Genomic DNA, 26,701 nt, shown 5'->3' on the forward strand with positions numbered 1-26,701 from the left:
CCCGCCCCGATGGGAGCATCCGCATGGCGCTGGACAAGACCTACAAGCTGGTTCCGGGGACGACGATCTTCGACGCCGAGCAGTCGGCCAAGGGGTACCACCTCAACCAGTTCTGCATGTCGCTGATGACCGCGGAGAACCGCGCGAGCTATCTCGCCGACGAGCGCGCCTACCTGGACGCGTGGCCGCTGCGGGAGGAGCAGAAACAGGCGCTGCTCGACCGCGACCTCAACGCGGCGATGCGCGAGGGCGGCAACATCTACTTCCTCGCCAAGTGGGGTGCCACGCTGGGACTCTCGTTCCAGCAGATGGCAGGATCCATGACCGGGATGACCGAGCAGGAGTACCGCGCCATGATGGTCGGCGGCGGCCGCCCGGTCGAGGGGAACCGCATCGACCACGCCGTCCTCGAAGCCGCGCACGCCCCCGCGGCCCCGGCCGCGCACGCGCGGATCACCGGCGCGGTTTTCACCTCGCACGTGCCGGCGATCGGCGCCGCGCTGGACCACGGCAAGGCCGAGGAGCCGTACTGGCGACCGGTCTTCGACGGGTACGCGTACTCCAGGGAGTGGGCGCGGGAGAACGTCCCCGACGTCGTCATCCTGGTCTACAACGACCACGCCAGCGCCTTCGACCAGTCGATCGTCCCGACCTTCGTACTGGGCACCGGGGCCTCCTTCCCCACCGCCGACGAGGGGTACGGCCCCCGCCCGGTGCCCGGCATCGAGGGCGACCCCGACCTGGCCGCGCACCTCGCGCACGCCCTGATCCGCGACGACTTCGACCTCACCCTCGTCAACGAGATGCCCGTCGACCACGGTCTGACCGTCCCGCTGTCGCTGATGTTCGGCGACGTCGGCACGTGGCCGTGCAAGGTCATCCCGTTCCACGTCAACGTGGTGCAGTACCCGGTCCCGTCGGGCGCCCGGTGCTTCGCGCTCGGACAGGCCCTGCGCAGGGCCGTCGAGTCCTACGACCGGCCGCTGAAGGTCCAGGTGTGGGGCACCGGCGGCATGAGCCACCAGCTCCAGGGCCCGCGCGCCGGCCTGATCAACCGGGAGTGGGACAACGCCTTCCTCGACCGGCTGGTCGCGGACCCGGCGGGACTCGCCGAGGTGCCGCACCTGGAGTACGTCGAGGAGGCCGGCTCGGAGGGCATCGAGCTGGTCATGTGGCTGATGGCCCGCGGCGCGATGAGCGACGTCGACGGTTCCGGCGAGGTCGCGCTCAAGCACCGCTTCTACCACGTGCCGGCGTCCAACACCGCCGTCGGCCACCTCATCCTGGAAAACCGCCCGCGGGCCGACGAGCCCGCCGTGAAGGAGTGACATGACCGACAACCGGACCCTGCGGATCGCCCTGGCCGGCGGCGGCGCCTTCGGCGCCAAGCACGCGGCCGCGCTGCGGCGGATCGAGGGCGTCGAGGTGACCGCCGTGGTGAGCGGCACCCTGGAGGGGGCGCGGAAGTTCGCGGCGGAGCACGGCGTGGGCCGCGCCGCGGCCTCCCTGGACGAGGTGCTGGCCATGGACGACGTCGACGCCGTCGTCCTCGCCACGCCCACCCCCCTGCACGCCGAGCAGACGCTGGCCTGCCTCGACGCGGGCAAGCACGTCCAGGTCGAGATCCCGCTCGCCTCCTCCCTCGGGGACGCCGAGGCGTGTCTGGCGGCGCAGCGACGCACCGGCCTCGTCGCCATGGCGGGCCACACCCGCCGCTTCAACCCCAGCCACCAGTGGGTGCGGCGGCGGATCGAGGCCGGCGCGTTCCGCATCCAGCAGATGGACGTGCAGACCTACTTCTTCCGCCGCAGCAACCTCAACGCGCTGGGCGAGCCGCGCTCCTGGACCGACCACCTGCTGTGGCACCACGCCGCCCACACCGTCGACCTGTTCGCGTACCAGACCGGTTCGCCGATCGTGCAGGCCAACGCCGTACAGGGACCGATCCACCCCGAGCTGGGCATCGCGATGGACATGTCCATCCAGCTGCGGGCGGCGAGCGGCGCGATCTGCACCCTGTCGCTGTCCTTCAACAACGACGGTCCCCTGGGCACCTTCTTCCGGTACATCGGCGACACCGGCACCTACCTCGCCCGCTACGACGACCTGTTCACCGGCAAGGACGAGCCGATCGACGTCAGCCGAGTGGACGTGTCGACGGACGGCATCGAACTCCAGGACCGCGAGTTCGTCGCCGCCATCCGCGAGCACCGCGAACCGAACTCCTCCCTCGCCCAGGTGCTGGACTGCTACCGGACCCTGGCCGCCCTGGAGAAGCAACTGAACAGCGCTGCGGGCACGTGACCGGAGTGCCGGGGGGGGCGTGCGCCGGATCGGGCCTCACGAGGGGCCCGTCCGCACATGGCCCGTCTCCCCGCTCACCCCGCCGCGCAGACGGGGAGTCCCGGCACCGGACGGTCGTTGTCACCCCCCGACAGGTAGACGGCGTTGACCCAGCCGCCCTCCCCGGTCGCCTCGCGCAGGACGACCCGTGCCCACCAGTCGTTGTGGTAGGCGCCGTACGTGTGGGCCGCCCCCTGTCGCTGGCAGAGGAACGGGTGCTCGCCGCGGGTGACGAGGCCGCCCATGGGCTTTCCGGTCGGGGAGTCCTGGTAGGGGGCGCCGCCCCGTTTGCCGACGGTGCAGCGGTACAGGTCGTTCCGACCCGGTGAGCAGCCGCCGGGTCCCTCCGGTACGGAGCCGGGTGGGTACGGACCGGCGGACGCGGTGGTGGGGAGGGCCGGAGCAGATCGCGTCGGCGTGGGCGCGGCCGGCCGGGTCGGTGTGGCCGCGGAGGCGGTCGGCTCGGGAGGGGAGTCCGTGGAGGTCCCCGGGACCGGGGCGCCGGGCGTGGCGGAAGCCGTTCCCGGGCCCGGCGCGCCGGACTCGCTCCCGGACGGCCCGGAGTACTCCGGGCAGGTCCGCTCGTACGGCCACTCCGGCAGGTACTGGCTCCACTCGCCGGGAGTGAGGTTCCGTGCCGCCAGCCCGCACACGCGCTGGACCAGTTTCTCGGCGCGCGTGTTCCATCGCCTCAGGGGACAGGCGCCGGAGACGGCCTCACGGCACTCCTCGCCGTCGGAGGTCAGCAGGGTCTCGCCGGCCCAGGCCGCGGAGGTCCCGTCGCACCCGGCGTCGGTGTTCACCCCGTCGAAGGGGACCTCGGCGATCTCCCCCCACGTGAGCGGGTCGGTCAGCGCGATCCCGCACTGCCCGGCGATGGCAAGGTCCTTGTCCTCTCGTCCGGACCCGAAGGCCCAGGTGCCCCGCTGGTCCGCCGCGCGCGTCACCGGCGACTTCGTCGGTTCCGTGGCGTCGACCGTCAGGAGGGTCCTGCCCACCTGCACGAGCAGGGTCTCGTCGTCCTTGAACGTGACGGGCCCCGGTTCGGCGAGGTCGAGGGCGGCCCGGACCGTCCAGCCGTCCCGGAGCGAGACCAGGACGAGCGGTGTCCGGCCGTGGTCCGCGGGCGAGTCGGCGGGGTCCGCTCCGGCCGGCAGTTCAGTGGTGAAGCCGTTCGCCGAGGTCGGGCGGACGGCGAGCGTACGCCCGTCCGGACTGAGGGCGACGACCGCGGAGCACTGGCTCGCGGGGCACAGCCGGCGACCGGCGGAGCCGTGCCGGACGGACAGTGACGGCAGGTCGGCGACGACGAGGTCCGCCTCGCCTGCGACGTAGGCGACCCGGTCCCCGCCGCCGTCGAAGGCGAGGGCGCCGCGCGGCGGGGGAATCCGTCCCGCCCGCTTCGGCACGGACGGGTCGCGGAGGTCGAACACGTCTCCGGTGGCGGACACCAGCCATCTGCCGTTCGTACTGACGGCAGCGCTGTCGCCTGCCGTGACCATGGTGGCCCTGACCGCGTCGCCCGCCTTTCCCGTCCCGATGTCCGCGAACCCCACCCGGCCCGCCTGCCGGACCACGACCCGGCCGGTGTCGCCGGCCACGCTCAGAGGTCGCACCGGGGTGACGCCGTCCGGGAGGACACTCGCACCGAAGTCGGCGTCCCGCGGTCCGATCGCGTCGATGTAGGCGGTCGGATCGCCCCCGCCCACCAGGAGACGACGACCGTCGTCGCTGGTCCGCACCGCGTACGCGGTGGTCGGGACGGCGAGTCCCGGGCTGGTGGCGGGCTCGTTCCTCGCCGGATCGGCCGTCAGCAGCTGACCCGGCGCCCCGTCGACGCCTCCGCTCGTGACCACGACCACGCTGGAGCCGCGCCCGATGAACGTCGCGTCCTTGGCCACGTAGTACTCGGACGTCCGCACCAGCCCGATCCGCTTGCCACCCCGGACCGCCTGGACCGAGGCGACGGGGAAGCCCGTACCGTCGGGGGCCGGTGTCCTGCCCGACGTCTCCACGAGGACGGCGATGCGGGTCCCGTCGGCGCTCACCGCGACCGGGCGGCCTGCCTCGGAGCCCAGATTCCACCGCTCCTCGACGGCGAGGTCCTTCTTGCGCCGGACGGTCACCGTGCCGTCGGCGGTGGCCACGACGGCGACCTCCGCGTGCGCGGGCGATCCCAGGAAGGTGACGGCGGACGATCCGGCGTCGGGCGCCCGGTCGATGCCGCCGTCCGGGCGGGCGGCGGCGACGGTGGCGTCCGGCCCGGCGACCAGCACCGTCCGGCCACTGCCCAGCCATTCGAGGTGGCCGGGGACGAAGCCGAGGTCCCGGTCCGCGCGTACGGCGCCGGTCGCCGCGTCCCGCCACTGCAGGTGGGAGCCGTCGGACACGACGAACTCACCGTCCGCGGTGAAGGTCAGCCGCGGCCGTTGCAGGCCCGGCACGGTGACCGGGTCGCCCGGCGCGCCGGTGGCCCAGACCCGCACGGTACCCACGCCGTCCACGGTCCCGGCCCGGGTACCGCCGGGCGAGAAGCGCACGGCGTCCACGCCCTGTTCGTGTCCGACCAGGCGGGCCAGCGACCGTGTGCCCTGCTGTGTCCGCTGGCCGTCGGAGCCGGCGGCGGCCTCGAACAGCGCCCCCCTCGCCTCCGTCGTCGCCGCCATCCGCTGGGCCTGCGCGGCCAGCAGGTACTGCAGGGAACCGTCGGTGCCGTGAACGGTCCTGCTCAGGGCCGCGAGCCGGCGACTGGTCGCCTCACGCGCACGCTGCTCGGCCTTCTGTCGCTGGTCGTTCGCCACGAAGGCCAGCACCCCGACCGTCATGAGGAGGGCCATCAGCACCGCGATCGCCGTGTAGGCCCGCCGCAGGGCGTTGCGCTGGTTGCGCCGCTCGATGCTGACCAACTGCTCCTTCTGCACGCCGTGGAGCCGTGCGCCGAGCTTGGCGATCTCGCCGAGGAACCTCTCGTCGCGGAGGGTGAGCGGGTCCCCCTTCTCGTTCTTCAGGTCTCGGAAGTCGCTCCACAGGGGCTGCGTGGAGAGTCGGCCCTTCAGGGACCTGGGCAGCGCGGTGGTCTCGTCCCAGTCGAAGTCCCGGGCGCCGGACGGCCAGCTGATCTCTCCGCCCGCCACCGCGATGAGGATGTTCTCGCTCGACTTGTGCTGCAGCCAGTACGCCACTTCCGCCAGCACGTACTCCGCACGCGCCGACTCCGGAGAGGCCACGAGGATCAGGTGGCGCGACCGGTCGAGGTGGTGCTGCAGGGTCTTCGGCAGATCGCCGGTCGAGTAGAGGGTCTCCTCGTCACGGAAGACCTTGATGGTCGGCGCCCGCCAGCTCTTGCGGCCCACGGACAGCAGGCCCCGCTGGATCGCCTTCGCCAGCGCGTGGTTCGGTCGGTGCGTGTACGAGATGAAGGCGTCGTAGTCCTCCACCACGGCGGGCTCCGTGGGTCCGTCGTCCCGTGGCGCCGCGGGAGGTAATTCCTCATCCGGCATGCTGCTGTCCCCCCGGTCGTACGAGCCCGCGCCGCGCGCTCTCCGGCGGCGTTCCGTGGGTCCGGCCGCGCCTGCCCACGCCCGCCCCCCTGGCGGCGCCGACTGCCTGAGACAGTAACAATCGGAGACGCCTCAGCGCAGCCGAACGGCGACTGCGCGTCAGCCTGTGGAACCGCATGAGCGGGGTGACATCGCGGCATCCAAGAACAACATGAAAGATCGTCAAACACTGCGCTTGCCAAGCAAGTTCGAATGGACGCCACAGAATCGGCACCGCCCGAAGCCGGCCGCACGAGGGAAACGCGACCATCCCGTGGGGACGTTCGTCCCCGACCGTTTCCGCTGCGCCCGGTATTCCTTGTGTAGTCTCGGGTAACTCATAGGCTGACATGCGCGGTTGGCGGGGGCGGGGTTCACGGGATGGGCTTGGGAGAGCGGTGGGGGCGCGGGCGTCGGGGCAGCCGGCTCGTCACACAGGAGGTCAACGTCAAGCTCGGGATCCCCTTCGTCGGGGAGATCAGCGGGACGTGGCAGCCGGACGACGTCGAGCGGAAGGCCGCCTGGGAGCTGTACGTCGAACTCGCCACCCGCATCTCGGTCGTCGAGATGGGCGAGGACGAAGGGCTGCTCCGGGAGGCACTGTCCTCGCTCTACACGATGTTCGCGACCACGCGGGAGATTCTGCGCCGCTACGGGCCCGCGGTCGCACCGCACGTGGCACCGGGACAGGTGACCTTCGGGGCGCTGGCGGTCAACGTTCTCAACCTCTCCATCCGGCCCCTGCTCAGCCGGTGGCATCCGCTGCTCACCGCGCACGAGGCGACGCGTCCGGACAACGTCGATCCGGTCGAGCACGAACGGCAGTGGGAGCGGGCCGCCGAACTGCGGGCCGAGATCGAGTCCGTACGCCAGGTGCTGCTGTCGCTCTCGAAGGCGCTGCGCGAGGTGGCGGGGGTCGCCGACCTGATCACGGTACGAGTACCCCCGCAGACCACGCCGGCCGGGCAGCCGCCCCGCTAGGAACGGCAGCGGGGAGGGCCGGCTCCGGGGTCGGCCCTTCCCTCGGGCGGGTGTCAGCCGAACAGTGGGATGATCTCCGAGCCGTAGGCGTCGATGGTGCCCTCGCGGTTGTCGTGCATGTCGTAGACGGCGAACTGGTCGACGCCCAGGGTCTTCAGGTGGCGGAGCTTCTCGACGTGGGTCGCGGCGGGGCCGAGGAGGCAGAAGCGGTCGACGATGTCGTCGGGGACGAAGGTGGTGTCGGGGTTGTCGGCCCGGCCGTGGTGGCTGTAGTCGTAGCCTTGGCGGTCCTTGATGTAGGCGGTGAGCTCCTCGGGGACCATGCCGGAGTGCTCGCCGTACTTGGTCACGAGGTCGGCGACGTGGTTGCCGACCATGCCGCCGAACCAGCGGCACTGGTCGCGGGCGTGGGCCAGGGCCTCCGGGGAGTCGTCGGCGGTGACGTACGCGGGGGCGGCGACGCAGATGGTGAGGGCGTCGGGGTCGCGGCCGGCGTCCGCGGCGGCCTGGCGGACCGCCTTGACCATCCACTCGGTGAGGAACGGGTCGGCGAGCTGGAGGATGAAGCCGTCGGCCTTCTGCCCGGCCAGTGCGAGCGCCCTGGGACCGTACGCGGCCATCCAGACCGGCAGCTTGCCGTTCCGCACCCACGGCAGACGGATCGGGTTGCCGTCCACGGACGCCTCGCGGCCCTCCGCGAGGTCGCGGATGACGTCGATGGCCTCGCCGAGCCGGGCGAGGGTGTTGGGCCTGCGGCCGGCGACGCGCATCGCGGAGTCGCCGCGGCCGATCCCGCAGACGGTCCGGTTGCCGTACATGTCGTTCAGGGTCGCGAAGGTGGAGGCCGTCACCTCCCACGTCCGGGTCCCCGGGTTGGTCACCATCGGCCCGACGTGGAGCTTCGTGGTGTGCTCGAGGATCCGGCTGTAGATGACGAAGGGCTCCTGCCAGAGCACGGCCGAGTCGAAGGTCCAGCCGTAGCGGAAGCCGTTGCGCTCCGCCCGGCGCATCAGCCCGACGACCTCCGAGGCGGGCGGGTCGGTCTGCAGGACGAGTCCGAAGTCCAACGTCGATCTCCTAGTTCAGGTACTGACAGGTGGAGCGGGGGGTGAAGGCGCCGTGTCCGGCGCGGCCGGTGAACTTCCGCTGGTCGATGACGAGTTCGCCACGCGAGAGGACGGTCTCGACCTGGCCCGTGATCGTCTTCCCCTCGTACGCGGAGTAGTCGACGTTCATGTGGTGGGTGCTCGCGGAGATCGTCTGGCGGGCGCGCGGGTCGTAGATGACGACGTCCGCGTCGGCACCGGGCGCGATCGTCCCCTTCTGGGGGTAGAGGCCGAACATCCGGGCCGGGGTGGCGCAGGCGATCTCGATCCAGCGGCGCCGGGAGATGCGCCCGTCCACGACGGCCTGGTGGAGGAGGTCCATGCGGTTCTCCACCCCGGGCAGGCCGTTGGGGATCTTGGAGAAGTCGCCGCGGCCGAGGTCCTTCTGCCCGGTGAAGCAGAAGGGGCAGTGGTCGGTGGAGACCACCTGGAGGTCGTCGGTGCGCAGTCCGCGCCAGAGCGCGGCCTGGTGCTCCTTCGGCCTGAGCGGGGTCGAGCACACGTACTTGGCGCCCTCGAAGTCCGGCTCGGCGAGGTTGTCGGTGGAGAGGAAGAGGTACTGCGGACAGGTCTCGCCGAAGACGGGGAGGCCCTTGTCCCGGGCGGCGGCGATCTCGGCGACGGCCTCCTCCGCGGAGACGTGGACGACGTAGAGCGGCGACCCGGCCACCCGGGAGAGCTGGATCGCGCGGTGGGTGGCCTCGGCCTCCAGGAGCGCCTTGCGGACCTCGCCGTGGTAGCGGGGGTCGGTCTCGCCGCGGGCGAGGGCCTGTTCGACGAGGACGTCGATGGCGATGCCGTTCTCGGCGTGCATCATGATCAGCCCGCCGTTGTCGGCGGAGCGCTGCATGGCGCGCAGGATCTGCCCGTCGTCGCTGTAGAAGACGCCGGGGTAGGCCATGAACAGCTTGAACGAGGAGATGCCCTCCTGGACGAGCCGGTCCATCTCCTTGAGCGTGTGCTCGTTGACGTCGGAGAGGATCATGTGGAACGCGTAGTCGATCGCGCAGTTGCCGTCGGCCTTGGCGTACCAGGCGTCGAGCCCCTCGCGCAGGCTCCGGCCGACGCTCTGGACGGCGAAGTCGACGATGGTGGTGGTACCGCCCCAGGCGGCGGCGCGGGTGCCGGTCTCGAAGGTGTCGGAGGCGAAGGTGCCGCCGAAGGGCAGCTCCATGTGCGTGTGGGCGTCGACACCGCCGGGCAGCACGTAGCGGTCGGTGGCGTCGAGGATCCGGTCGGCGGTCCAGCCGGCCGCCACGTCCGAGCCGTGGGCCGCGAGGGCGACGACGCGGCCGTCCTCGATCAGCACGTCGGCGTGGACCTCGTCCGCGGCGGTGACGACGAGACCGCCCCTGATCAGGGTTCGGGTGCTCACGGGACTCTCCCTGCTTGAGGGGGCGGTTACAGGGTTCCGAGTGCCTGTTCGAGGAGGGCGGCGCCCTCCTCGGCCTCGGAGACGGTGAGCGAGAGCGGCGGGGCGATGCGGAGGGTGCTCGTGTCGTGGCCGCCCCCCTTGCCGATGAGCAGCCCGTTCGCCCGCGCGGCCTCCAGGACGGCGGCGGCCGCGTCGGGGTTCGCCCGGTCGGTGCCCGGCTCCGTCAGCTCGATGCCGATCATCAGGCCGCGACCGCGGACCTCGCGGACCTCGGGGACGCGGGCGCAGGCGGCCCGGACGCGTTCGATCAGGAGGCCGCCGACGCGGCGCGCGTTGCCCTGGAGGTCGTGTTCGAGCAGGTAGGAGAGGTTGGCGAGGCCGGCGGCCATGGTGATCGGCGAACCGCCGAAGGTGGAGATGGAGTTGGCGTCGAGACAGTTCATGACGTCGGCGCGGGCGACGACCCCGCCGACGGACATGCCGTTGCCGATGCCCTTGGCGAAGGTGAGGATGTCGGGCGGCCCGGCCTGGCCGTGCGCCTGCCAGCCCCAGAAGTGCTCGCCGGTGCGCCCCCAGCCGGTCTGCACCTCGTCGGCGATCCAGAGGATGCCGTGCCGGTCGAGGACGCGCCGGAAGGCGGCGTACAGCCCGTCGGGCGGGGAGGTGAAGCCGCCGACGCCCTGGATCGGTTCGGCGATCAGTGCGGCGACCTCGCGGGTGTGGCCGAGGAGGTCCTCGAGGTCGGCGACGCACGCCTCGATGAACCGGTCGTCGGTGAACCCGGCGTACGGACCGCGGGTGCGGACGCCGCCGTGGACGTAGAGGGTCTGCAGCGGGGAGAGTCCGGTGGGCGACCAGGAGCGGTTGCCGGTGATGCCGACGGTCGAGAAGGAGCGGCCGTGGTAGCTGTTGCGCATCGCCAGGATCTGGTTCGACCGGCGGTAGGCGGTGGCGAGCAGCAGCGCCGTGTCGTTGGCCTCGGTGCCGGAGGTGGTGAAGAAGACGCGGGCGTCGGGGATGCCGGAGAGGCCGGCGATCCGTTCGGCGAGCTCCACCATCGGCCGGTTGAGGTAGAGCGTCGACGAGTGGATGATGCGTCCGGCCTGCTCGGCGACGGCCTTGGTGACCTCGGGCAGGGCGTGCGCGGTCATGGTGGTGAGGATGCCGCCGAAGAAGTCGAGGTACCTGCGCCCCTCGGCGTCCCAGACGTGGCGGCCCTCGCCGTGGGTGATCTCGATGGGGTCGCGGTAGTACAGCGCGACCCAGTCGGGGATGACGGCGCGGTGCCGCTCGAAGAGGCCGCTCACGGCTGCACCAGCCCGTCGTACGCGTCGGGGCGGCGGTCCCGGTAGAAGGCCCACTGCTGGCGCACCTGCTCGATGAGGCCGAAGTCGAGGTCGCGGACGACGAGTTCCTCGGCCTTGTCGGAGGCCGGCTCGCCGACGAACCGGCCGCGCGGGTCGACGAAGTAGCTGGTGCCGTAGAAGTCGTTGTCTCCGTACTCCTCGACGCCGACCCGGTTGATGGCGGCGACGAAGTACTCGTTGGCGACGGCGGCGGCGGGCTGTTCGAGCTGCCAGAGGTAGGAGGACAGGCCGCGGTGGGTGGCCGACGGGTTGTAGACCAACTGCGCGCCGTTGAGACCCAGTTGCCGCCACCCCTCCGGGAAGTGCCGGTCGTAGCAGATGTACACCCCGATCTTGCCGACGGCGGTGTCGAAGACCGGCCAGCCGGCGTTGCCCGGGCGGAAGTAGTACTTCTCCCAGAAGCCCTTGACCTGCGGGATGTGGTGCTTGCGGTACTTGCCGAGATAGGAGCCGTCGGCATCGATGACGGCGGCGGTGTTGTAGTAGAAGCCCTCGCTCTCGACCTCGAAGACGGGGACCACGATCACCATTCCGGTCTCGCGGGCGAGGTCCCGCATCCGGGAGACGGTGGGGCCGTCGGGGACGGGCTCGGCCCAGCGGTAGTGCTCGGGCTCCTGGACCTGGCAGAAGTAGGGGGCGTTGAACACCTCCTGGAATCCGATCACCTTGGCGCCCTGCCGGGCCGCTTCCCGGGCGTGTTCCTCGTGTTTGGCGATCATGGATTCGGTGTCGCCGGTCCAGGTCGCCTGGACGAGTGCGGCGCGTACGACGTCGGTCATGAGCTGCTCCTTCGGCACGGCGTCAGAGAGCCTCTACGCACGTAGACGCGATGCGTAGGAGGAGAACGTAAGCCCCGTCACACCTCGGAGCAAGACCACCGCAGTGAAGCGGCCGGGTCGATCATGTTTCATACCCGAGTGGTCCACGTCGGACACGTACCGACACGTTCGGACCCGTCCCGCACCGCCCGATTGCTCAAGGCCGGCAGCCCGCCCACCCGCACCCCCGACCCCCTGCCGCACGCCTCCCCGGCGTCCTGTACGCGGCCGCCCGCGTCCTCGGCCCGGGGGCCGGCGTCGGCCACGCGGCCCGCGGCACCGCGGCCGTCGGGCTCACGCCAGACCCGCCACCCGGAGGGCGTGGTGGACGTCGCGCTCGCGGGTGGCGGAGACGGCGCGGGCGGCGTCGAGGAGCCGGGGGACGAGGGTGCGGGGGTCCGCGGCGGCGAGGTGGGCCGCGTCCTCGGGGGTGCGGGCGCGGACGAAGGCGGTGAGCAGGGCGTGGGCCTCGCGGTGGTGGTGCTCGGCCCGGAGCGCGGAGCACGCTCCGGCGAGTTCATCCACGGGTCGGGCCACCCCCTGCCGCAGGAGCTGCTCGCAGTCGGCGGCCCGGCCCGCGTCGGCGAGCGCGCCGGCGACGGCGGCCAGCCGGACCGGCGGCAGGGAGGCCGCCTCCCAGAGGAGGGTGGCCCAGTCGGCACCGAGCCCGGCCCGGTGCAGCTCCGTCGCGAGGGCGGGCAGCCGGACCGGCGGCCCGCCGAGCGCCTCGCACAGCAGGGCGTGCGCCTCGCCGCTGCGGCCCTGGGCGCGCAGCCGCCGCAGCGCGTAGACCGCGTTGGCCGCCGCCCGCACCGCCTCCGCCTCGTCCGCCACGGGCACCGGGGCCGCGCCGCCCGCCCCCTCGTCCGGGGCCGCTCCTCCGAACCGGGCCCCGCGCGGCGCCGCGCCCCCCGCGGGGAGGACGACCACCGCCTGCTCCTCGCGCGCCTCGGCGCTCTCCTCCAGCCAGGCGTAGCGGGCGCCGCGGGGACGCCGTCTGGCCTTGGCCGGGGCTTCCGGAGACGGTGGCCGTGTCCGCGTCGGGGGCTCGGCCTGCGTCTCGGCCCGCGCCGGAGCCGACGCCGATGCGGGAGTCGGAGCCTGCGGCTGCGGCTGCGGCTGCGGCTGTGGCTGCGGCTGCGGCTGCGGCTGTGGCTGTGCGGACACGGGGGCCCGCGCGGCCTCGCGTCCGGTCGCGGAGACCGCCGCCGCCGGCTCCCGTGGTACGTCGCCCAGGACGGCCAGGCGGCCCGTCAGCTCCCGGACGCGGGCGACCGCCCGGGCGTGGTCGTCGCGGGTCCAGGCGAGGTCGTGGCGCAGACGGGCGGCCTCGTCGGGTGCGGGAGGCGGGACGGCGCGGAGCCGGTCGTCGAGGTCGCGGGCGCGGGACGCGGCGCGGCGGCGTTCGCGTTCCATCGTGGCCCGGCGTTCGGCGAGTGCGGCGGCGCCGCCGGGCCGGCGGTCGTGGGCGGCGGCGGCCGCCGCGTGGAGGGTGCGGCCGTGGGCGGCGAACGGTCCGCCGGCGGGTTCGCCGGCGTCCTGGAGGAGGGCCTCGACGACGTCCCAGGGCAGGATCTCCGTGCCGGTGAAGCAGGCGCGCATCCCCGCCGGGTCGCGTTCGGCGAAGACGCCGTACCATCCGGCATCCGGCCGCAGGCGCAGGGCCAGCTCCGTCAGCCACTCCGTGAAGGAGCCGACCCCTGAGGGGAGTTGATATACCGTCATGCGTCACGCACCTGCCCCGCGGTCGACTGGAACCTTCCGGTCCGCGGGTATTGGACCGCAGTCGTGTTACGGGACGACTACGGACCGTTTTCGGCTGGGTGCGCGACTCAGAAGGTGACGACGATCCCGGTGTGCGGGCGCTTCCCGCGCCGGGCGATCATGGCGGGCACGTCGGTCAGCCAGAACTGCCAGGTGTACTTGCGCGAGAGCAGACCGCGGATCCGGCCCAGCTCCTCCCCCGTCACGAGCCGCCCCTCGCCCTGGACCCGCTCGGCACCGTCCGCGATCCTGCCCCGCACGTCGCAGACCACGACGACGACCCGGGGGTCGTTCCGCAGCCGCTTGACCTTCCAGGAGTCGGTGCGGGTCCAGGCGTACAGCTCGGAGCCCTCGACGGCGTACCAGACGGGGGTGGCGACGGGGGTGCCGTCCTTCCGGTAGGTGGTCAGGCTGACGTAGCGGCCACGCCGCAGTTCCTCGGAGATCATGCCGCGAGCCTAAGGGTCCGACGGAGGCGTCAGGCCGGCACCGGGGCGCAGAGCGCCACGAGCTCGTCCATGGAGAGGTCGAGGACGCCGGCGAGGGCGGCGACGGTGAAGAAGGCCGGCGTCGGGGCCCGGCCGGTCTCGATCTTGCGGAGGGTCTCGGGGGAGAGTCCGGCGGCCGCGGCGATCTCGGCCATGGACCGCTCGCCGCGCGCCGCGCGCAGGAGGATGCCGAGACGCTCGCCGCGCTCGCGCTCTTCGGGGGTCAGGGGTGTGCGCACCATGCCGCCATTCTAATACCGGTATAGTAATTGGCATGGTGGAGATCAAGACGAACGAATCCCTGGACGCGATGCGCGAGGCCGGACGGGTGGTCGCACGGGCCCTCACGGCCGCGCGGGAGGCCGCCGCACCCGGTGTCGCCCTGGCCGAGCTCGACCGGGCGGCCCGCGAGGTCCTGGCGGAGGCGGGCGCCGGCTCGCCCTTCCTCGGCTACCACCCCGAGTGGGCCCCGGTGCCGTTCCCCGCGGTCGTGTGCCTCTCGGTCAACGACGCGATCGTGCACGGCATCCCCGGCTCGGACCGGCTGGCCGACGGCGACCTCGTCTCCGTCGACTGCGGGGCGACGCTGGACGGCTGGGTCGGCGACGCCGCCGTCAGCTTCACGGTGGGCCGCGCCCGGCCGGAGGACACCCGCCTGATCACCACGGCCGAGCGCGCCCTGGAGGCCGGCATCGCCGCCGCCGTCGTCGGCAACCGGATCGGCGACATCGCGCACGCCGTCGGCCGGGTCTGCCGGGAGGCGGGCTACGGCATCCCCGACGGCTTCGGGGGCCACGGCATCGGCCGCACCATGCACGAGGACCCGGGCGTCCCCAACGAGGGACGCCCGGGCCGCGGCATGAGGCTCCGGCACGGCATGACGCTCGCCATCGAGCCGATGCTCATCGGCGGCGGAACCGACGGGCACTACACGGCGGGCGACGGCTGGACGATCCGCACCCTCGACGGCTCGCGCGCCTCCCATGCCGAGCACACGGTCGCGATCACGGACGCCGGTCCACGGGTGCTGACCGCCCTGTGACCGCCCGCGGAGGGCTCACGCCCCCCGCCGGGCCCCGGGTGGCGCGGCGTCACTCCCCGCCGGCCGCAGGCCGGACCACCATGGCCGAGCCGCCGCCCCGGCGGACCGTCTCCGCCGCGGCCAGCCAGCGGCCGTCGGGGAGGCGCTGGACGCCGGTCGCGGCGCCGATCTCCGGGTTCTGCCGGAATCCGTGGCCGATGCCCTCCAGCTCCGTCCGCAGCGGGCTGTTCCACAGCGCCGGTTCGAGCTCGGTCGTCGCCTGGTTGCGCTGGCTGGCCCGGGGCGCGGCGATCGCGTCGACGAGCGGGAGGCCCCGGTCGACGACGCCGGTCAGGGTCTGGAGGACGGTGGTGATGATGGTCGCGCCGCCCGGGGAGCCGAGGGCGAGGACGGGCCGGTCGTGACGGTCGAGGACGATCGTCGGGGAGATCGAGGAGCGCGGCCGCTTGCCGGGGCCGGGCAGGTTCGGGTCGTGCACGGCAGGGTTGGCCGGGGCGAAGGAGAAGTCCGTCAGCTCGTTGTTGAGCAGGAACCCGCGGCCGGGGACGGTGATGCCGCTGCCGCCGGTGGACTCGATGGTCAGGGTGTAGGCGACGGTGTTGCCCCACCTGTCGGCCACGGTCAGATGCGTCGTGTTCTCGCCCTCGTACGGGGTCGGGGCGGCGGTCCCGCCGCTCGCGCAGGGCACCGGGCTCGCGGGGTCGCCGGGCGGGAGCGGGCTGGTCAGGACGGCGTCGTCGCGGATCAGGCAGGCGCGGGAGTCGGCGAACCGCCGGGACAGCAGCCCCCGCGTGGGCACGGACTCGAACGCCGGGTCGCCGACCCAGCGGCCCCGGTCGGCGAAGGCGATCCGGCTGGCCTCGATGTACCGGTGCAGGTACCCGGCCTGCGTGGCGGCGGAGAGGTCGGTGCCCTCCAGGATGTTGAGCGCCTCGCCGACGCTCGTGCCGCCGGAGGACGAGGGAGCCATGCCGTACACGTCGAGGCCCCGGTAGGAGACCTTGGTGGGCTTGCGGAACTCCGTCCGGTACGCGGCGAGGTCACGCTCCGTCAGGTCGCCGGGCCGGACGGTCCGGGTGGCGCCGTCGCGGACCGGGGGCGTGCGGACGGTGTTCACGATGTCGCGGGCGAGCGGACCCCGGTAGAGCGCGCCGACGCCCTCGCGGCCGAGCTTCTCGTACGTACGGGCCAGGTCGGGGTTCTTGAACGCGGAGCCGACCACCGGCAACTGCCCGCCCGGCAGGAAGAGCGCGGACGTCGCCGGGAAGTCGCGGAAGCGGGCCTCGTTGGCGGCCGTCTGGGCGCGGAAGGTGGCGTCGACGGTGAAGCCCTGGCGGGCCAGGCGTTCGGCGGGTTCCAGCAGGGTGCCGAGCCGCCTGCTGCCCCAGGCGTCGAGGGCGGTCTGCCAGGTCGCCGGGGTGCCGGGGGTGCCGACGCCCAGGCCGCTGGTCTGGCCCTCCTCGAAGGGGATCGGCTTGCCGTTCTCCACGAAGAGGTCCGTGCCGGCGGAGCGGGGCGCCGTCTCGCGCCCGTCGATCGTGTGGACGGTGCGGCTCTTCGCGTCGTAGTACACGAAGTAGCCGCCGCCCCCGATGCCCGCCGAGTACGGCTCGGTGACGCCGAGGGCGGCCGCGACGGCGACGGCGGCGTCCACGGCGTTGCCGCCCTTGCGGAGCACCTCGACACCGGCGGCCGAGGCGTCGGCGTCGACGCTGGCGACGGCTCCGCCGTACCCGACGGCGACGGGTTCCTTGACGGGTGGCGGCGGCGCGCTCGGCGGGGACGGGGCCGGGGCGGCGGCACCCATCGAGAGCACCGTCGCCGCGACGGCGAGTACGGAGACCTTCCCAGCGGCGGAGCGACGCATTCCTACCTCCAGTCAACAACCGTCCGCGCAGCGTAACTTCCGCCCGCCCCTTCCGTCAGGACCGCCTCGAACAAGGGGCCGGTCGGCCGCTACCATGCCCGCCCATGAACGAAGACGTGCGGAACATCGTGCTCGGAGTCCTGGCGACCGGGGTCAGCGCCTCCCTCGGGTGGCTGTCCCGCACCTACCTCTGGAGGCGGGGGCTCCGCCGCAAGCAGGCGTTCTTCGGCCTGCCCGGCGGCTCGGAGTGCCTGCTCGTGGTGAACCGGGAGGCGGGCGGCGACAACGTCGTGCACCGCTTCGACGTGTTCGCGATGCTCGAACTCTCCGCCCTCATCAAGGACTGCGGCGCACAGGCCCGCATCCTGGCGCACGACGTGGCCCACCAGGGCTTCGGCGACCGCACCGAGTTCTGTGTCGGCGGCCCCTACTCCAACCGGCGCATGGCCGCCCATCTCGCGACCCTGCTCCCCGGCGTGACGATGAACGTGGACGTCCAACCCTCCGAGACCCAGGGGTCGATCACGGTCGGCACCGACAGCTACCCGATGGACAAGGGGGTCACGGAGTACGTGATACTCGCCCGGCTGACCGCCGGCGAGGGCGGTCGGCCGGTCTTCCTCTTCTGCGGGCAGCGGGCCATCACCAACCAGGCGGCGACCCGCTATCTGGCTCGCCACCACAGGACGCTGGCCCGCGCCCACCGCTCGGGCTCGTTCGTCCTGCTCCTGAAGGTGGTCAACACCCAGGCGTACGGCCCCGACGTGGTGGAGCTCGTCGCCGACGTCACGCGGCTCGCCCTCACGGCTCCCGCAGCCGCACCGGCAGCGACTTGATCCCGTTGACGAAGTTCGACACGAGCCTGCGGGGCGGCCCGGCGAGGACCACGCCTCCGCAGGCCGCGCGCGCCTCCTCGTACAGCACCCGGAGCTGGAGCCGGGCGAAGTGGGCGCCGAGGCAGACGTGCGGGCCGTCGCCGAAGGAGACGTGCGGGTTCGGCGTCCGGCCCAGGTCGAGGCGGTGCGGCGCGGCGAAGACGCGTTCGTCGTGGTTGGCGGAGGCGTGGAAGACGACGACCTTCTCGCCCGCGCGGACGTGCTGCCCCGCCAGTTCGGTGTCGCGGCTCGCCGTGCGGCGGAAGGACAGCACTGGCGGGTGCACGCGCAGGAGTTCGTCGACCGCCGTCTCCATGGGCACCTCGCCGTTCCACAGCCTCCGCTGCTCGCCGGGGTGCTCGGCGAGTGCGAGGAGGCCGCCCGGAGCGGCGCTGCGGACCGTGTCGTTTCCGGCGACGGTCAGCAGGAAGAAGAACATCTCCAGTTCCCCGTCGGCGAGTTCGGAGGTGGCCAGCGAGGTCATGACGTCGTCGGCGGGATGCGACCGCTTGTACGCGGCGAGCTCCTGGGCGTAGCCGAACATCTCGGCGAGCATGGCGGGCGACCGGGGGTTCACGGGCCGGCCCCCGGCGTCGAGGACGGGCGGCTCGTCGGGGTCCTGGTAGGCGATGACCCGCTCGGTCCAGGCGTGCAGCAGCCCGCGGTCGCTCGCGGGCACCCCGAGCAGGTCGGTGAGGTTGAGGAGCGCGTAGTCGTCGGTGACGGTCCCGACGAGGTCCACCTCGCCGCCGCTCGCGACCGCCTCCGCGAGGAGTCCGTGGGCCCTCTCCCGCGCCGTCACGGTGAACCGTTCGATACGCCCCGGAGTGAACGCCCGGCTCACGAGCCGTCGCAACCGACCATGCTCCGGCGGATCCTGATTGAGCATCATGCGTCGGATGAAGGGCAGGTCGGCCGGGTCGGGGTCGCGGATCTGGGTGGCTCCGAGGTGGGAGGAGTACGTCTCCGAGTCCTTCAGCACCCGCACCACGTCGGCGTGCCGGGTGACGGCCCAGAAGCCGGGCCCGGCGGGCCAGCCCAGGATCTCGGGTTCCGCCTGGCGCGCGACGGGGGCGCGGTCGCGGAGTGCGCGGAAGCGGTCGTGCGGGACACCGGCCGCGTAGAGCCGGGGGTCGAAGACGTCCGGTGTGCCGTTCGCGTCCCCCACCGTGCCTCCCGACAGAAGTGCCCCAGGGGTCAAGACATCACCATCATGACAGGTCAGGGGCGTTTTTCGTAGGACCGATCGCACACTTCGGGAGCCTGGTCCGGTGCCGTGCCCGGCCCTCAGAATCTCCGTCATGAATCACTCCGAGAACGTCGATCATGATGCGGTGCTGAGGGCGCGGACGATGCTGCTCGGATCCGACCGGCTGAGCCCGGCGGAGCAGGTCGAGGCGTATCGGGTGCTGTCGCGGGTGAGCCCGGCGGCGTATCTCCCGAAGCTGGCGGACGCCTTGACCTCGCTCGGCTGCGAGGTGGCGCGCGCGGGCCGCCCGGAACGCGAACTGGAGCTGACGGCCGAGGCGGTGGATGCCGCCCGACGGATCGGCGCCGACGAACCGAACCGGCTGCAGGCGCTCTGCGGCGCCCTGTGGTTCCACCAGCGCGCACTGTTCGCCGGCGGACGGCGGGCCGAAGGGCTGGCGGTGTGCGAGGAGATGGCCGAGGCCGGACGGATCGCCTTCGAGCGCGGGCAGGTGCACAGTCCGGTCCACGCGCACGGACGGCTGGCCGACGTGCTGGCGGAGGAGGGCCGCCACGCGGAGGCGGCGGAGATCCTGGGGCGGGGCGCCGCCGCCGGGTCGCCTGCGGTCGACTTCGAGGACGCGGTCCGGTGGGCGGCGGAGCTGGAGGCGGCCGGGCGGCACGGTGAGGCGGCGGTCGCGCTGGAGGGCTCCGTGGACGCCACGCGGAAGGGGGCCGAGGACGGATCGTGCACCGCGGCCCGGCTGGTGTGGGAGCTGACGCACCGTTCGGGGACGCTGGACGCCGCCGGGCGCCCGGAGGAGGCCGAGGCCGATCGGCGGGAGGCTCTCGCGGTGCTCGCGCGCCTGGGGGAGGCGGGCGAGATCACGACCCGCGGCTCCGGCTCCTCCTGGGTGGTCCTGCTCGCCCTGTCGTGCCGGGCGGAGGAGCCCGCGGCGTCCCGGGACGCGCCGCTGCCGCCCTTCGGGGCCGACCGCCTCCAGTGGTCGCCCGACACCCGGGGCGCGTACTTCGCCGCGATTCCCGCCCTGCGGACGGAGGCGACGCGGCTCGCCGAGGCGGGCCGGACGCGGGAGGCCCTGTCCGCCCACCGCCGCCTGACCGCGCGGTCCGCCGCGCGCTGGGACGACGGGCCCCGGCACCCGGGACTGGAGGAGTCGCTCCGCCCCCTCTTCGACGAGGGGGTGGCTCTGGCGCGCCTCCTCACCGCCGACCCCGGCGCCCTCGCCCGGTCCCTGACCGACCGCTCGATGTTCCTCGCCGCCGCCGGGCGGTACGGGGACGCCCACGCGGACCTGGCGGAGGCGACGGCCCTCCGCGCGCCTCACCCAATCGTTACTCGTGCGTAACATACCGACCGGTTACCACGGGTAAGCCTGGCCGGTTACCGTCGGGTCACTTTCACTGCCCCCCATCAGTGCCCCAGTGAGGAGTGACCCGTGCGTACATCCCTGGTCCTCGCCGTCTCGGCCGCCCTCGCGGCCGGGACGGCGCTCGGACTCGCGCCCGGCGCGCAGGCCGCGGAGGCCGTCACCGCCGGAAGGAGCGGCGTCCGGTTCGTCGACATCGCCGGCGACGGCGGCACCGTCCTCAAGGCGAACGTCGTCACCCCCGCCGGAGGCGGCGCCCACCCGCTGATCGTGCTGCCCACCAGCTGGGCGATGCCGCAGATCGAGTACCTGGCGCAGGCACAGCAACTCGCCGACTCCGGCTATGTGGTGGTGAGTTACAACTCCCGCGGCTTCTGGCAGTCCGGCGGGGAGATCGAGACCGCGGGACCGAAGGACGTCGCCGACGCGTCGAAGGTCATCGACTGGGCGCTGGCGAACACCCCCTCGGACCCGGAACACATCGGCATGGCGGGGGTCAGCTACGGCGCCGGCATCAGCCTGCTCGCCGCCGCGCACGACCCGCGGATCAAGGCCGTCGCCGCGCTGAGCGGCTGGGCGGACCTGATCGAGTCCATCTACAGCGGACGCACCCAGCACCTCCAGGCCGCCGCGCTGCTCGGTGGCGCCGGCTACCTCACGGGCCGCCCCGGGCCCGAACTCAAGGAGATCCTGGGCGACTTCCTCTCGTCGAACCTCGACAAGGAGGACGAGATGATCGCCTGGGGACGGACCCGGTCCCCCGCCGCGTACCTGGACCGGATCAACGCCAACGGCGCCGCGATCATGCTCGGCAACGCCTGGGGCGACACGATCTTCCCGCCCAACCAGTACGCGAGCTTCTACGAGAAGCTCACCGGCCCCAAGCGCCTGGAGTTCCGCCCCGGCGACCACGCCACCGCCGAGGCGACCGGCCTGTTCGGGCTCCCCAACGACACCTGGACCAGCGCCCACCGCTGGTTCGACCGCTACCTCAAGGGCGCCGACAACGGCGTCGACCAAGAGCAGCCCGTTCAGCTCAAGTCCCGCTCCACCGGCGGCTACGAGGGCTACCCCGACTGGAAGTCGGTCAACGCGGACCAGCGGAAGTTCGGCCTCGACGGCACGAAGCGCATCCTGGCGAACGTCGACTCCGGCGCCAACGGCGGCATCACCCTGCTCACCAACGCCCTGGACCAGTTCCTCCGCACCCCGCCCGTCGTGTCCGTCCCGCTGCTCCCCCGCGCCTTCGCCGGCGTCTGGCAGTCCGAGCGGTACGACACCGCGCAGCGGGTGCGCGGCACGGCGACGGTGCACACCACGGTGACCTCCACGAAGGAGAGCGGCACCCTCGTCGCCTACCTCTACGACGTCGGCCCGCTCGGGCTCGGCAAACTCGTGAGCAACGCCCCGTACACCTTCCACGACCGCACCCCGGGGCAGCCGTTCGCCGTCGACCTGGAGCTGTTCTCCACGGCGTACGACGTGCCCGCCGGGCACCGGCTCGCCCTGGTCGTCGACACCGTCGACCCGCTGTACATCGAGCACAACCCGACCGGCGCGCAGCTGACCTTCTCCTCCCCGGCGGCCGACCCGTCGTACGTGTCGGTGCCTCTGCGGCAGGAGTGATCACCGGCTGCTGCCGGGCGGGCAGGGCCCACACCGGCTGCTGCCGGGCGGGCAGGGCCCCACACCGGCTACTGCGTTCCCGGCAGCAGCGTTCCCGGTTCGGCCGGAGCGACGGCCATGCGCTGCCCTGCCCCCTTGTCGGCGGTGTCGCGGTCAGCGCAAACGTTCCACGGAGGAAAGGGACTTCAGGTTCGACACGCATGGAACCGGAATAAGCCGTATTTACTGCAGGGGGGTGGCGCGGGCCGGGTCCCGGGTCAGCACTCGGCGGCCTCGGCGTACACCTGGGAGAGCTCCGGCGAGCCCGTCATCGCCCAGTCGAGCCCGGCCTCGACGACCTGGATCTCGCGGCCGGAGGCGAGGCGCACCACCGGTCCGCCGCCCGGCCACACCTGCCATCGCGCGCCCGGGACGTTCCGGACGACGACGGTGCCGAGGTAGAGCCCGGCGTCGTTGCCGATCCAGGGGAGCTCCTCCGGATCGTTCCGCCAGCGCGGTGGCAGCTGGTCGAGCTCCTGGAGGGAGCGCGGGGTGTCGTCGAGCACCACCCCGGCCGTCCCGACACGGGCACGGAGCAGCTCGCACTCGGAGAGCAGCTCGGCCACTCCCTCCGGGTCGCGGTCGAACGCCGCGGCCAGGGGGGAGTCGGTCGGCTCGGCCTCATGTCGCTTGCGCCAGTTGTCCAGAAACGGGATGTTCATCCGAACAGCGTCGCACCGCCACCTGCCGCTCGACCACCCGGCGCGCGGAAACGATCTCCGCCGCCGGGCGGGGCGGCGGTCAGACGTCGAGGTCGACGACGACCGGGGCGTGGTCCGACGCGCCCTTGCCCTTGCGCTCCTCGCGGTCCACGTAGCTGTCCGAGACGGCCTCGGCGAAGGGCTTGTTGCCGTAGACCAGGTCGATGCGCATGCCCTTGTTCTTCGGGAAGCAGAGCTGGCGGTAGTCCCAGTACGTGAAGGGGTGGTCGTACTTCAGGGGGCGCGGGACGACGTCGGTCAGACCGGTCTCCCGCAGACCGGCCAGCGCGGCCCGCTCCGGCTCCGTCACGTGGGTGGCGCCCTCGAAGAGCGACCGGTCCCAGACGTCGTCGTCGGTCGGGGCGATGTTGTAGTCCCCGAGGACGGCGAAGGGGCGCCCGCCCGCCGCGTCGTCCGCGACGGCGGCCTTGAGCGCCTCCAGCCAGCGCAGCTTGTACGCGTAGTGGTCGTGGGCGATCTCGCGGCCGTTCGGCACGTAGACCGACCAGACGCGGACCGGGCCGCAGGTCGCGGAGATCGCCCGGGGCTCCTCGGCGCCCTCGTACTCCGGGCCGCCGGGCAGGCCGGTCACGACGTCGGCGAGACCGACCCGGGAGACCAGGGCCACGCCGTTCCACCGGCCCGTGGCGTTGACCGCCGACTCGTACCCCAGGGCGCGGAGCTCCTCGGTGGGGAACTGCTCGGCGGTGCACTTGGTCTCCTGGATGCACAGCACGTCCGTGCCGGTGCTCTCCAGCCAGGCCAGGAGCCGGGGCAGCCGGGCGGTGATCGAATTGACGTTCCAGGTGGCGATGCGCATGCCCGCAAGCCTACTGGCGGGGTGTGACAGTCGGCCGGTGCGCCGCCCGGGACCGCTCCCCCGGACCCCCCGCCCGGCGATCAGACGTCGGCGGAGCCGCCCGGTGCCAGACGCAGGTGGTCGGTGCCGCCGAGCGCGCCGATCTGGCGGTCGTAGATGGGCCGGGCGAGGTCGGTGAGCAGCGCGTCGTGGATGTCGTACGCCCGGCGCGGCTTGACCTCGCGGACGTAGTCGATGACCTCGGAGATCTTGTTCCAGGGGGCCATGACGGGCAGCAGCAGGGTGTCCACGGGGTGGTCGGGGACGGTGAGCGCGTCGCCGGGGTGGAAGACGGCGCCGTCGACGAGGAAGCCCACGTTGGTGATGCGGGGGATGTCCGGGTGGATCACCGCGTGCAGCTCGCCGTGGACCTGGACGTCGAACCCGGCGGCCGTGAAGGCGTCGCCGTGCCCGACGGTGTGGACGCGTCCGGGGAAGGCCGCCGAGAGCTGCTCCGCGACGCTGCGGAGCGTCCAGACCTCGACGGCCGCGTCGGCTTCGAGGAGGGCGCGCAGCCGGCCCTCGTCGAAGTGGTCCGGGTGCTCGTGGGTGACGAACACGGCGTCCGCGCCGCGGACCGCGTCCTCCTCGGTGAACATGCCCGGGTCGAGGACGAGCGTCCGCCCGTCCTTCTCCAGCCGTACGCACGCGTGGGACTTCTTCGTCAGCTTCACGCCGTCCAGGCTACGCCGGGGGCGTGGTCTCCTCCTCGACGACGCGGGTGACCACCCGCAGGGCGGTCTCGGCGGCCGGCAGGCCGCAGTACACGCCCGCGTGGAGGACGATCTCGCGGATCTCCTCGGTCGACAGGCCGTTGCGCAGGGCGGCCCGGGTGTGGTCGGCGAGCGCCTCCCGGTGCCCCCCGGCGATCAGCGCGGTGAGGGTGACGGCGCTGCGGGTGCGCCGGTCCAGCCCCTCGCGGCCCCAGACCTCGCCCCACGCGTAGCGGGTGACGAGCTCCTGGAAGGCGCCGTCGGGGTCCGTCGCGAGCGCCTGGTCGACATGGGCGTCGCCGAGGACCTCACGACGCAGCCCGAGCCCCTTCTCGTACGGGTCGGGCCGTCCGGCCGGGGCGGGCTCGGCCTCCGGCACCGCCGGCGAGGGCTCGGCGGCGGGCACGGGGGCGGCGGGGACCGGCGGCACGGCCAGGGTCCCGCTGGACTCCTGCGCGGCCCCGGTGAAGTGCTCGGCCAGCAGGTCGGTGACGGCGGCGGGCTGCTCGACGGGGGCCAGGTGCGAGGCGCCCGGGACCACCGCGAGGCGCGCGTCGGCGATGCCGGCGACCAGGGTGCGGGCCTCGGCGGGGCCGGTGACCCGGTCCTCCGAGCCGACGAGCACGAGCGCCGGGATGCCGATGCTGCCCAGGGCCTCGCGGACGTCGAAGACGGCGAGGGCCTCGCAGGCGGAGATGTAGCAGGCGGGGTCGGTCGTCCGGACCATCTGCACGGCCCAGTCGACGATCGCGGGCTGCGCACCGGCGAACAGCGGCGTGAACCACTGCTCGGGCGCGGCCCTGGCCATCGGCTCCAGGCCGTTCGCCCGGACGATCACCCCGCGCTGCCGGAACTCGTCGGCGGTCCCGAACCGGGGTGACGTGGCGACCAGCGCCAGCGACGCCACCCGGTGCGGCGCCCGCAGCGCCAGGTCCAGTCCGACGGCCCCGCCCAGCGAACACCCCGCGTACCCGAACCGCTGCACCCCCAGCTCGTCGAGCGTGGCGAGCAGCCGGTCCCCCAGCTCGGCGACCGACGTGAACGGCTGCGCGGGCGCACCGCCGTGCCCCGGCAGATCGAACCGGACGACTCTCCATTCCCTGGTCAGCTCGGGTATCTGCCGGTCCCACATGTGCCATGTCGTCCCCAGTGAGGGCCCCATGACAAGGACCGGGGCGTCGTCGCGCCCGTCGACGCGGTATTGCAGGGTGTTCGTCGGTGTCTCACTCACCCGCCCACGCTCCCACATCCGTGCCGGGCGCGGGGGCAGGGGGTCGAGCGGGCCACGCCGCGACGCGGCTCGGCGTAGGCTGCGGGCAGCGTGATGCCAAGGGGGGCGGAGCACATGACGGGTGGGTCCGAGGAGCGGTGGGAATCGGCTCTGGACGCGGTGGTGGTGTACGCGCGGGGCGCGCTCTGCCGCCGGCTGGCGCGGGGGACGGTGTCTCCCGGCGGCCGGGTGGTCGTGACGGGGCTGCCGCGGTCGCTGGACCCCGGGTCGCTGCGGGCGCGGGTGCTGGACACCCCGGGAGTACGGGTCACCGAGGCACGGGTCAAGGTCGACGCGGCGCCGGTCGCCCCGGGCGCGGCCGAGGGCCTCGGGCGGGAGGTGGAGCGGCTGCGGGACGCGCGCGAGGCGGTGGAGGCCCGGCGCGACCGACAGCTGGGGCTCGTGAAGGAGATCGAGGGACTCCATCCGGTGGCGCCCGGCCGGAAGCGTGAGGACCCGCACCGGCGGAGCCCCGTCGAGGCGTGGCTGGAGCTCGCGGACTTCGTGGACGAGCGGCTGACGGGGCTGCACGCGCGCCTGGCGGAGCTGGAGGAGGAGCTGCGCGAGGCCGAGCACGCCCTGACCGTCGCCGCCGAGCGTCTCGCCCGCGCCTCCACCGACGCGCCGGCGGCGCACGTGCGGACGGAGGTCTGCGCGGTCCTGACGCTGGACGGTGTGGAGGACGCCGCGACGCACGTGCGCGTGGAGCTGGAGTACGGGGTGCCGGGCGCCGTCTGGGTGCCCACCTACCGGCTGACGCACCACCAGGGTGACGGCAGCGGACGGCTGTTGCTGCGGGCGTCGGTCGCCCAGCGGACCGACGAGGACTGGACGGGGGTGCGCATCGCCTTCTCCACCGCGGACCTGCGGCGCCGCACGGACCTGCCCCGGCTCCGTTCGGTCCGGCTCGGCCGCCGTCAGGCCGCCCCCGCGCCGTCCGGCTGGCGTGAGCCTCCGGCCGGCCTCGCGGACCTGTTCGCCGGGTACGACGCGGCAGGCCCCCGCCCGGCCACGGCCTTCGGGCCCGGCGGCGCGGTCGCCGGGGCCGCCGCGGCCGACGACGACTGGGGCGCGCCGGCGCCCGTCGCGGCGGGCGCGGCCGCTCCGCCCCCCGTGCCCCCGCCGGCGCCCGCGGCCCGCGCGCGGAGGGCCGCCCCGCCGATGCCGCAGGCGCCCGGCGGCGGCTACGGCGCTCCGCAGGGGTTCGCGGGGCCCCCGGCCGGCCTGGTGCCCTCGGCTCCCGCCGCGGCCGCGCGGGAACTTCGCCGCGATAGGGGTCGGGGCCTTCCCGAGGCTGGTCTGCGCACGTGCCGACAGCGCCAGCCACGACGGAATATCCGGCGCGGAAG

22 protein-coding genes are annotated in these 26,701 nt (G+C 73.4%); 8 read left to right on the top strand and 14 right to left on the bottom strand.

Annotation, left to right across the window (positions count from 1 at the left end; translation table 11 throughout):
• Positions 1–23: 23 nt before the first annotated feature.
• Both ligA and AB0424_RS20175 read left to right on the top strand, forming a co-directional pair.
• On the top strand, positions 24–1,328 hold the full coding sequence (gene ligA, locus AB0424_RS20170; protein ID WP_366307221.1) for a protocatechuate 4,5-dioxygenase subunit alpha: 1,305 nt from the start codon (positions 24–26) through the stop codon (positions 1,326–1,328).
• A gap of 1 nt (position 1,329) precedes the next feature.
• Positions 1,330–2,304, top strand: coding sequence for a Gfo/Idh/MocA family oxidoreductase (locus AB0424_RS20175; protein WP_366307223.1), 975 nt, complete (start codon positions 1,330–1,332; stop codon positions 2,302–2,304).
• 74 nt (positions 2,305–2,378) lie between these two features.
• Here AB0424_RS20175 and AB0424_RS20180 read toward each other — a convergent pair whose 3' ends face one another.
• Entirely contained in the window at positions 2,379–5,783 is a 3,405-nt protein-coding gene (locus tag AB0424_RS20180) for a hypothetical protein (RefSeq protein WP_366307225.1), read from the bottom strand.
• A gap of 480 nt (positions 5,784–6,263) precedes the next feature.
• On the opposite strand from AB0424_RS20180, the gene AB0424_RS20185 reads away from it, so the two are divergent.
• On the top strand, positions 6,264–6,863 hold the full coding sequence (locus tag AB0424_RS20185) for a hypothetical protein (RefSeq protein WP_366307227.1): 600 nt from the start codon (positions 6,264–6,266) through the stop codon (positions 6,861–6,863).
• 53 nt (positions 6,864–6,916) lie between these two features.
• Here the strand turns inward: AB0424_RS20185 and AB0424_RS20190 are convergent, their stop codons facing one another.
• The 7 genes from AB0424_RS20190 to AB0424_RS20220 all read right to left on the bottom strand — a co-directional run bounded on the left by AB0424_RS20190 (position 6,917) and on the right by AB0424_RS20220 (position 14,023).
• The gene (locus AB0424_RS20190) at positions 6,917–7,930 is read right to left on the bottom strand and encodes a TIGR03842 family LLM class F420-dependent oxidoreductase (protein ID WP_366307229.1); all 1,014 of its coding nucleotides are present in this window, start codon (positions 7,928–7,930) and stop codon (positions 6,917–6,919) included.
• 10 nt (positions 7,931–7,940) lie between these two features.
• The gene (hydA, locus tag AB0424_RS20195; protein ID WP_366307231.1) at positions 7,941–9,344 is read right to left on the bottom strand and encodes a dihydropyrimidinase; all 1,404 of its coding nucleotides are present in this window, start codon (positions 9,342–9,344) and stop codon (positions 7,941–7,943) included.
• Between the two features lie 26 nt (positions 9,345–9,370).
• Positions 9,371–10,651 carry an aspartate aminotransferase family protein gene (locus AB0424_RS20200; protein WP_366307233.1) on the bottom strand — a complete coding sequence of 427 codons (1,281 nt, stop codon included), beginning with the start codon at positions 10,649–10,651 and terminating at the stop codon, positions 9,371–9,373.
• On the bottom strand, positions 10,648–11,490 hold the full coding sequence (locus AB0424_RS20205; RefSeq protein ID WP_366307235.1) for a nitrilase-related carbon-nitrogen hydrolase: 843 nt from the start codon (positions 11,488–11,490) through the stop codon (positions 10,648–10,650). The genes AB0424_RS20200 and AB0424_RS20205 overlap by 4 nt, the downstream gene beginning before the upstream one ends.
• Before the next feature lie 333 nt (positions 11,491–11,823).
• Positions 11,824–13,254, bottom strand: a complete 1,431-nt coding sequence (locus tag AB0424_RS20210) for a UL36 very large tegument protein (RefSeq protein WP_366307237.1) — start codon at positions 13,252–13,254, stop codon at positions 11,824–11,826.
• A gap of 107 nt (positions 13,255–13,361) precedes the next feature.
• Entirely contained in the window at positions 13,362–13,742 is a 381-nt protein-coding gene (locus AB0424_RS20215) for a PPOX class F420-dependent oxidoreductase (RefSeq protein WP_366307239.1), read from the bottom strand.
• A gap of 29 nt (positions 13,743–13,771) precedes the next feature.
• On the bottom strand, positions 13,772–14,023 hold the full coding sequence (locus tag AB0424_RS20220) for a helix-turn-helix transcriptional regulator (RefSeq protein WP_366307240.1): 252 nt from the start codon (positions 14,021–14,023) through the stop codon (positions 13,772–13,774).
• 32 nt (positions 14,024–14,055) lie between these two features.
• On the opposite strand from AB0424_RS20220, the gene map reads away from it, so the two are divergent.
• Positions 14,056–14,823, top strand: a complete 768-nt coding sequence (gene map, locus AB0424_RS20225; protein ID WP_366307242.1) for a type I methionyl aminopeptidase — start codon at positions 14,056–14,058, stop codon at positions 14,821–14,823.
• A gap of 49 nt (positions 14,824–14,872) precedes the next feature.
• Here map and ggt read toward each other — a convergent pair whose 3' ends face one another.
• A complete protein-coding gene (gene ggt / locus AB0424_RS20230) occupies positions 14,873–16,690 on the bottom strand; it encodes a gamma-glutamyltransferase (protein WP_366307244.1) in 1,818 nt (605 codons plus the stop codon).
• Between the two features lie 104 nt (positions 16,691–16,794).
• Here ggt and AB0424_RS20235 point away from each other — a divergent pair, with 104 nt between their 5' ends.
• Positions 16,795–17,526: a hypothetical protein gene (locus tag AB0424_RS20235; protein ID WP_366307246.1), complete on the top strand. Its 732-nt coding sequence runs from the start codon at positions 16,795–16,797 to the stop codon at positions 17,524–17,526.
• On the opposite strand, the gene AB0424_RS20240 is transcribed toward AB0424_RS20235, so the two are convergent.
• Positions 17,492–18,733 carry a cytochrome P450 gene (locus AB0424_RS20240; protein WP_366307248.1) on the bottom strand — a complete coding sequence of 414 codons (1,242 nt, stop codon included), beginning with the start codon at positions 18,731–18,733 and terminating at the stop codon, positions 17,492–17,494. The genes AB0424_RS20235 and AB0424_RS20240 overlap by 35 nt on opposite strands.
• A 133-nt stretch (positions 18,734–18,866) precedes the next feature.
• On the opposite strand from AB0424_RS20240, the gene AB0424_RS20245 reads away from it, so the two are divergent.
• The gene (locus AB0424_RS20245; RefSeq protein ID WP_366307250.1) at positions 18,867–20,123 is read left to right on the top strand and encodes a hypothetical protein; all 1,257 of its coding nucleotides are present in this window, start codon (positions 18,867–18,869) and stop codon (positions 20,121–20,123) included.
• Positions 20,124–20,213: 90 nt separating this feature from the next.
• Positions 20,214–21,770 carry a CocE/NonD family hydrolase gene (locus AB0424_RS20250; protein WP_366307252.1) on the top strand — a complete coding sequence of 519 codons (1,557 nt, stop codon included), beginning with the start codon at positions 20,214–20,216 and terminating at the stop codon, positions 21,768–21,770.
• Between the two features lie 257 nt (positions 21,771–22,027).
• Here the strand turns inward: AB0424_RS20250 and AB0424_RS20255 are convergent, their stop codons facing one another.
• The 4 genes from AB0424_RS20255 to AB0424_RS20270 all read right to left on the bottom strand — a co-directional run bounded on the left by AB0424_RS20255 (position 22,028) and on the right by AB0424_RS20270 (position 25,313).
• On the bottom strand, positions 22,028–22,471 hold the full coding sequence (locus AB0424_RS20255) for a DUF6278 family protein (RefSeq protein ID WP_366307254.1): 444 nt from the start codon (positions 22,469–22,471) through the stop codon (positions 22,028–22,030).
• A 79-nt stretch (positions 22,472–22,550) separates the two neighbouring features.
• Complete coding sequence (locus tag AB0424_RS20260; protein WP_366307256.1) at positions 22,551–23,330, bottom strand: exodeoxyribonuclease III; 780 nt, start codon at positions 23,328–23,330, stop codon at positions 22,551–22,553.
• An 80-nt stretch (positions 23,331–23,410) separates the two neighbouring features.
• Positions 23,411–24,043 (bottom strand): MBL fold metallo-hydrolase, encoded by a 633-nt coding sequence (locus AB0424_RS20265; protein WP_366307258.1) that lies wholly within the window; start codon positions 24,041–24,043, stop codon positions 23,411–23,413.
• 10 nt (positions 24,044–24,053) lie between these two features.
• Positions 24,054–25,313, bottom strand: a complete 1,260-nt coding sequence (locus AB0424_RS20270; RefSeq protein WP_366307260.1) for an alpha/beta fold hydrolase — start codon at positions 25,311–25,313, stop codon at positions 24,054–24,056.
• 114 nt (positions 25,314–25,427) lie between these two features.
• Between AB0424_RS20270 and AB0424_RS20275 the strand changes: the two genes are divergently transcribed.
• Positions 25,428–26,701, top strand: a 1,274-nt coding sequence (locus AB0424_RS20275; RefSeq protein WP_366307262.1) for a DUF4139 domain-containing protein, incomplete at its 3' end; no start/stop codon positions are given.

This window comes from Streptomyces sp. NPDC051180 (genome assembly GCF_040689545.1).
GTDB lineage: Bacteria > Actinomycetota > Actinomycetes > Streptomycetales > Streptomycetaceae > Streptomyces.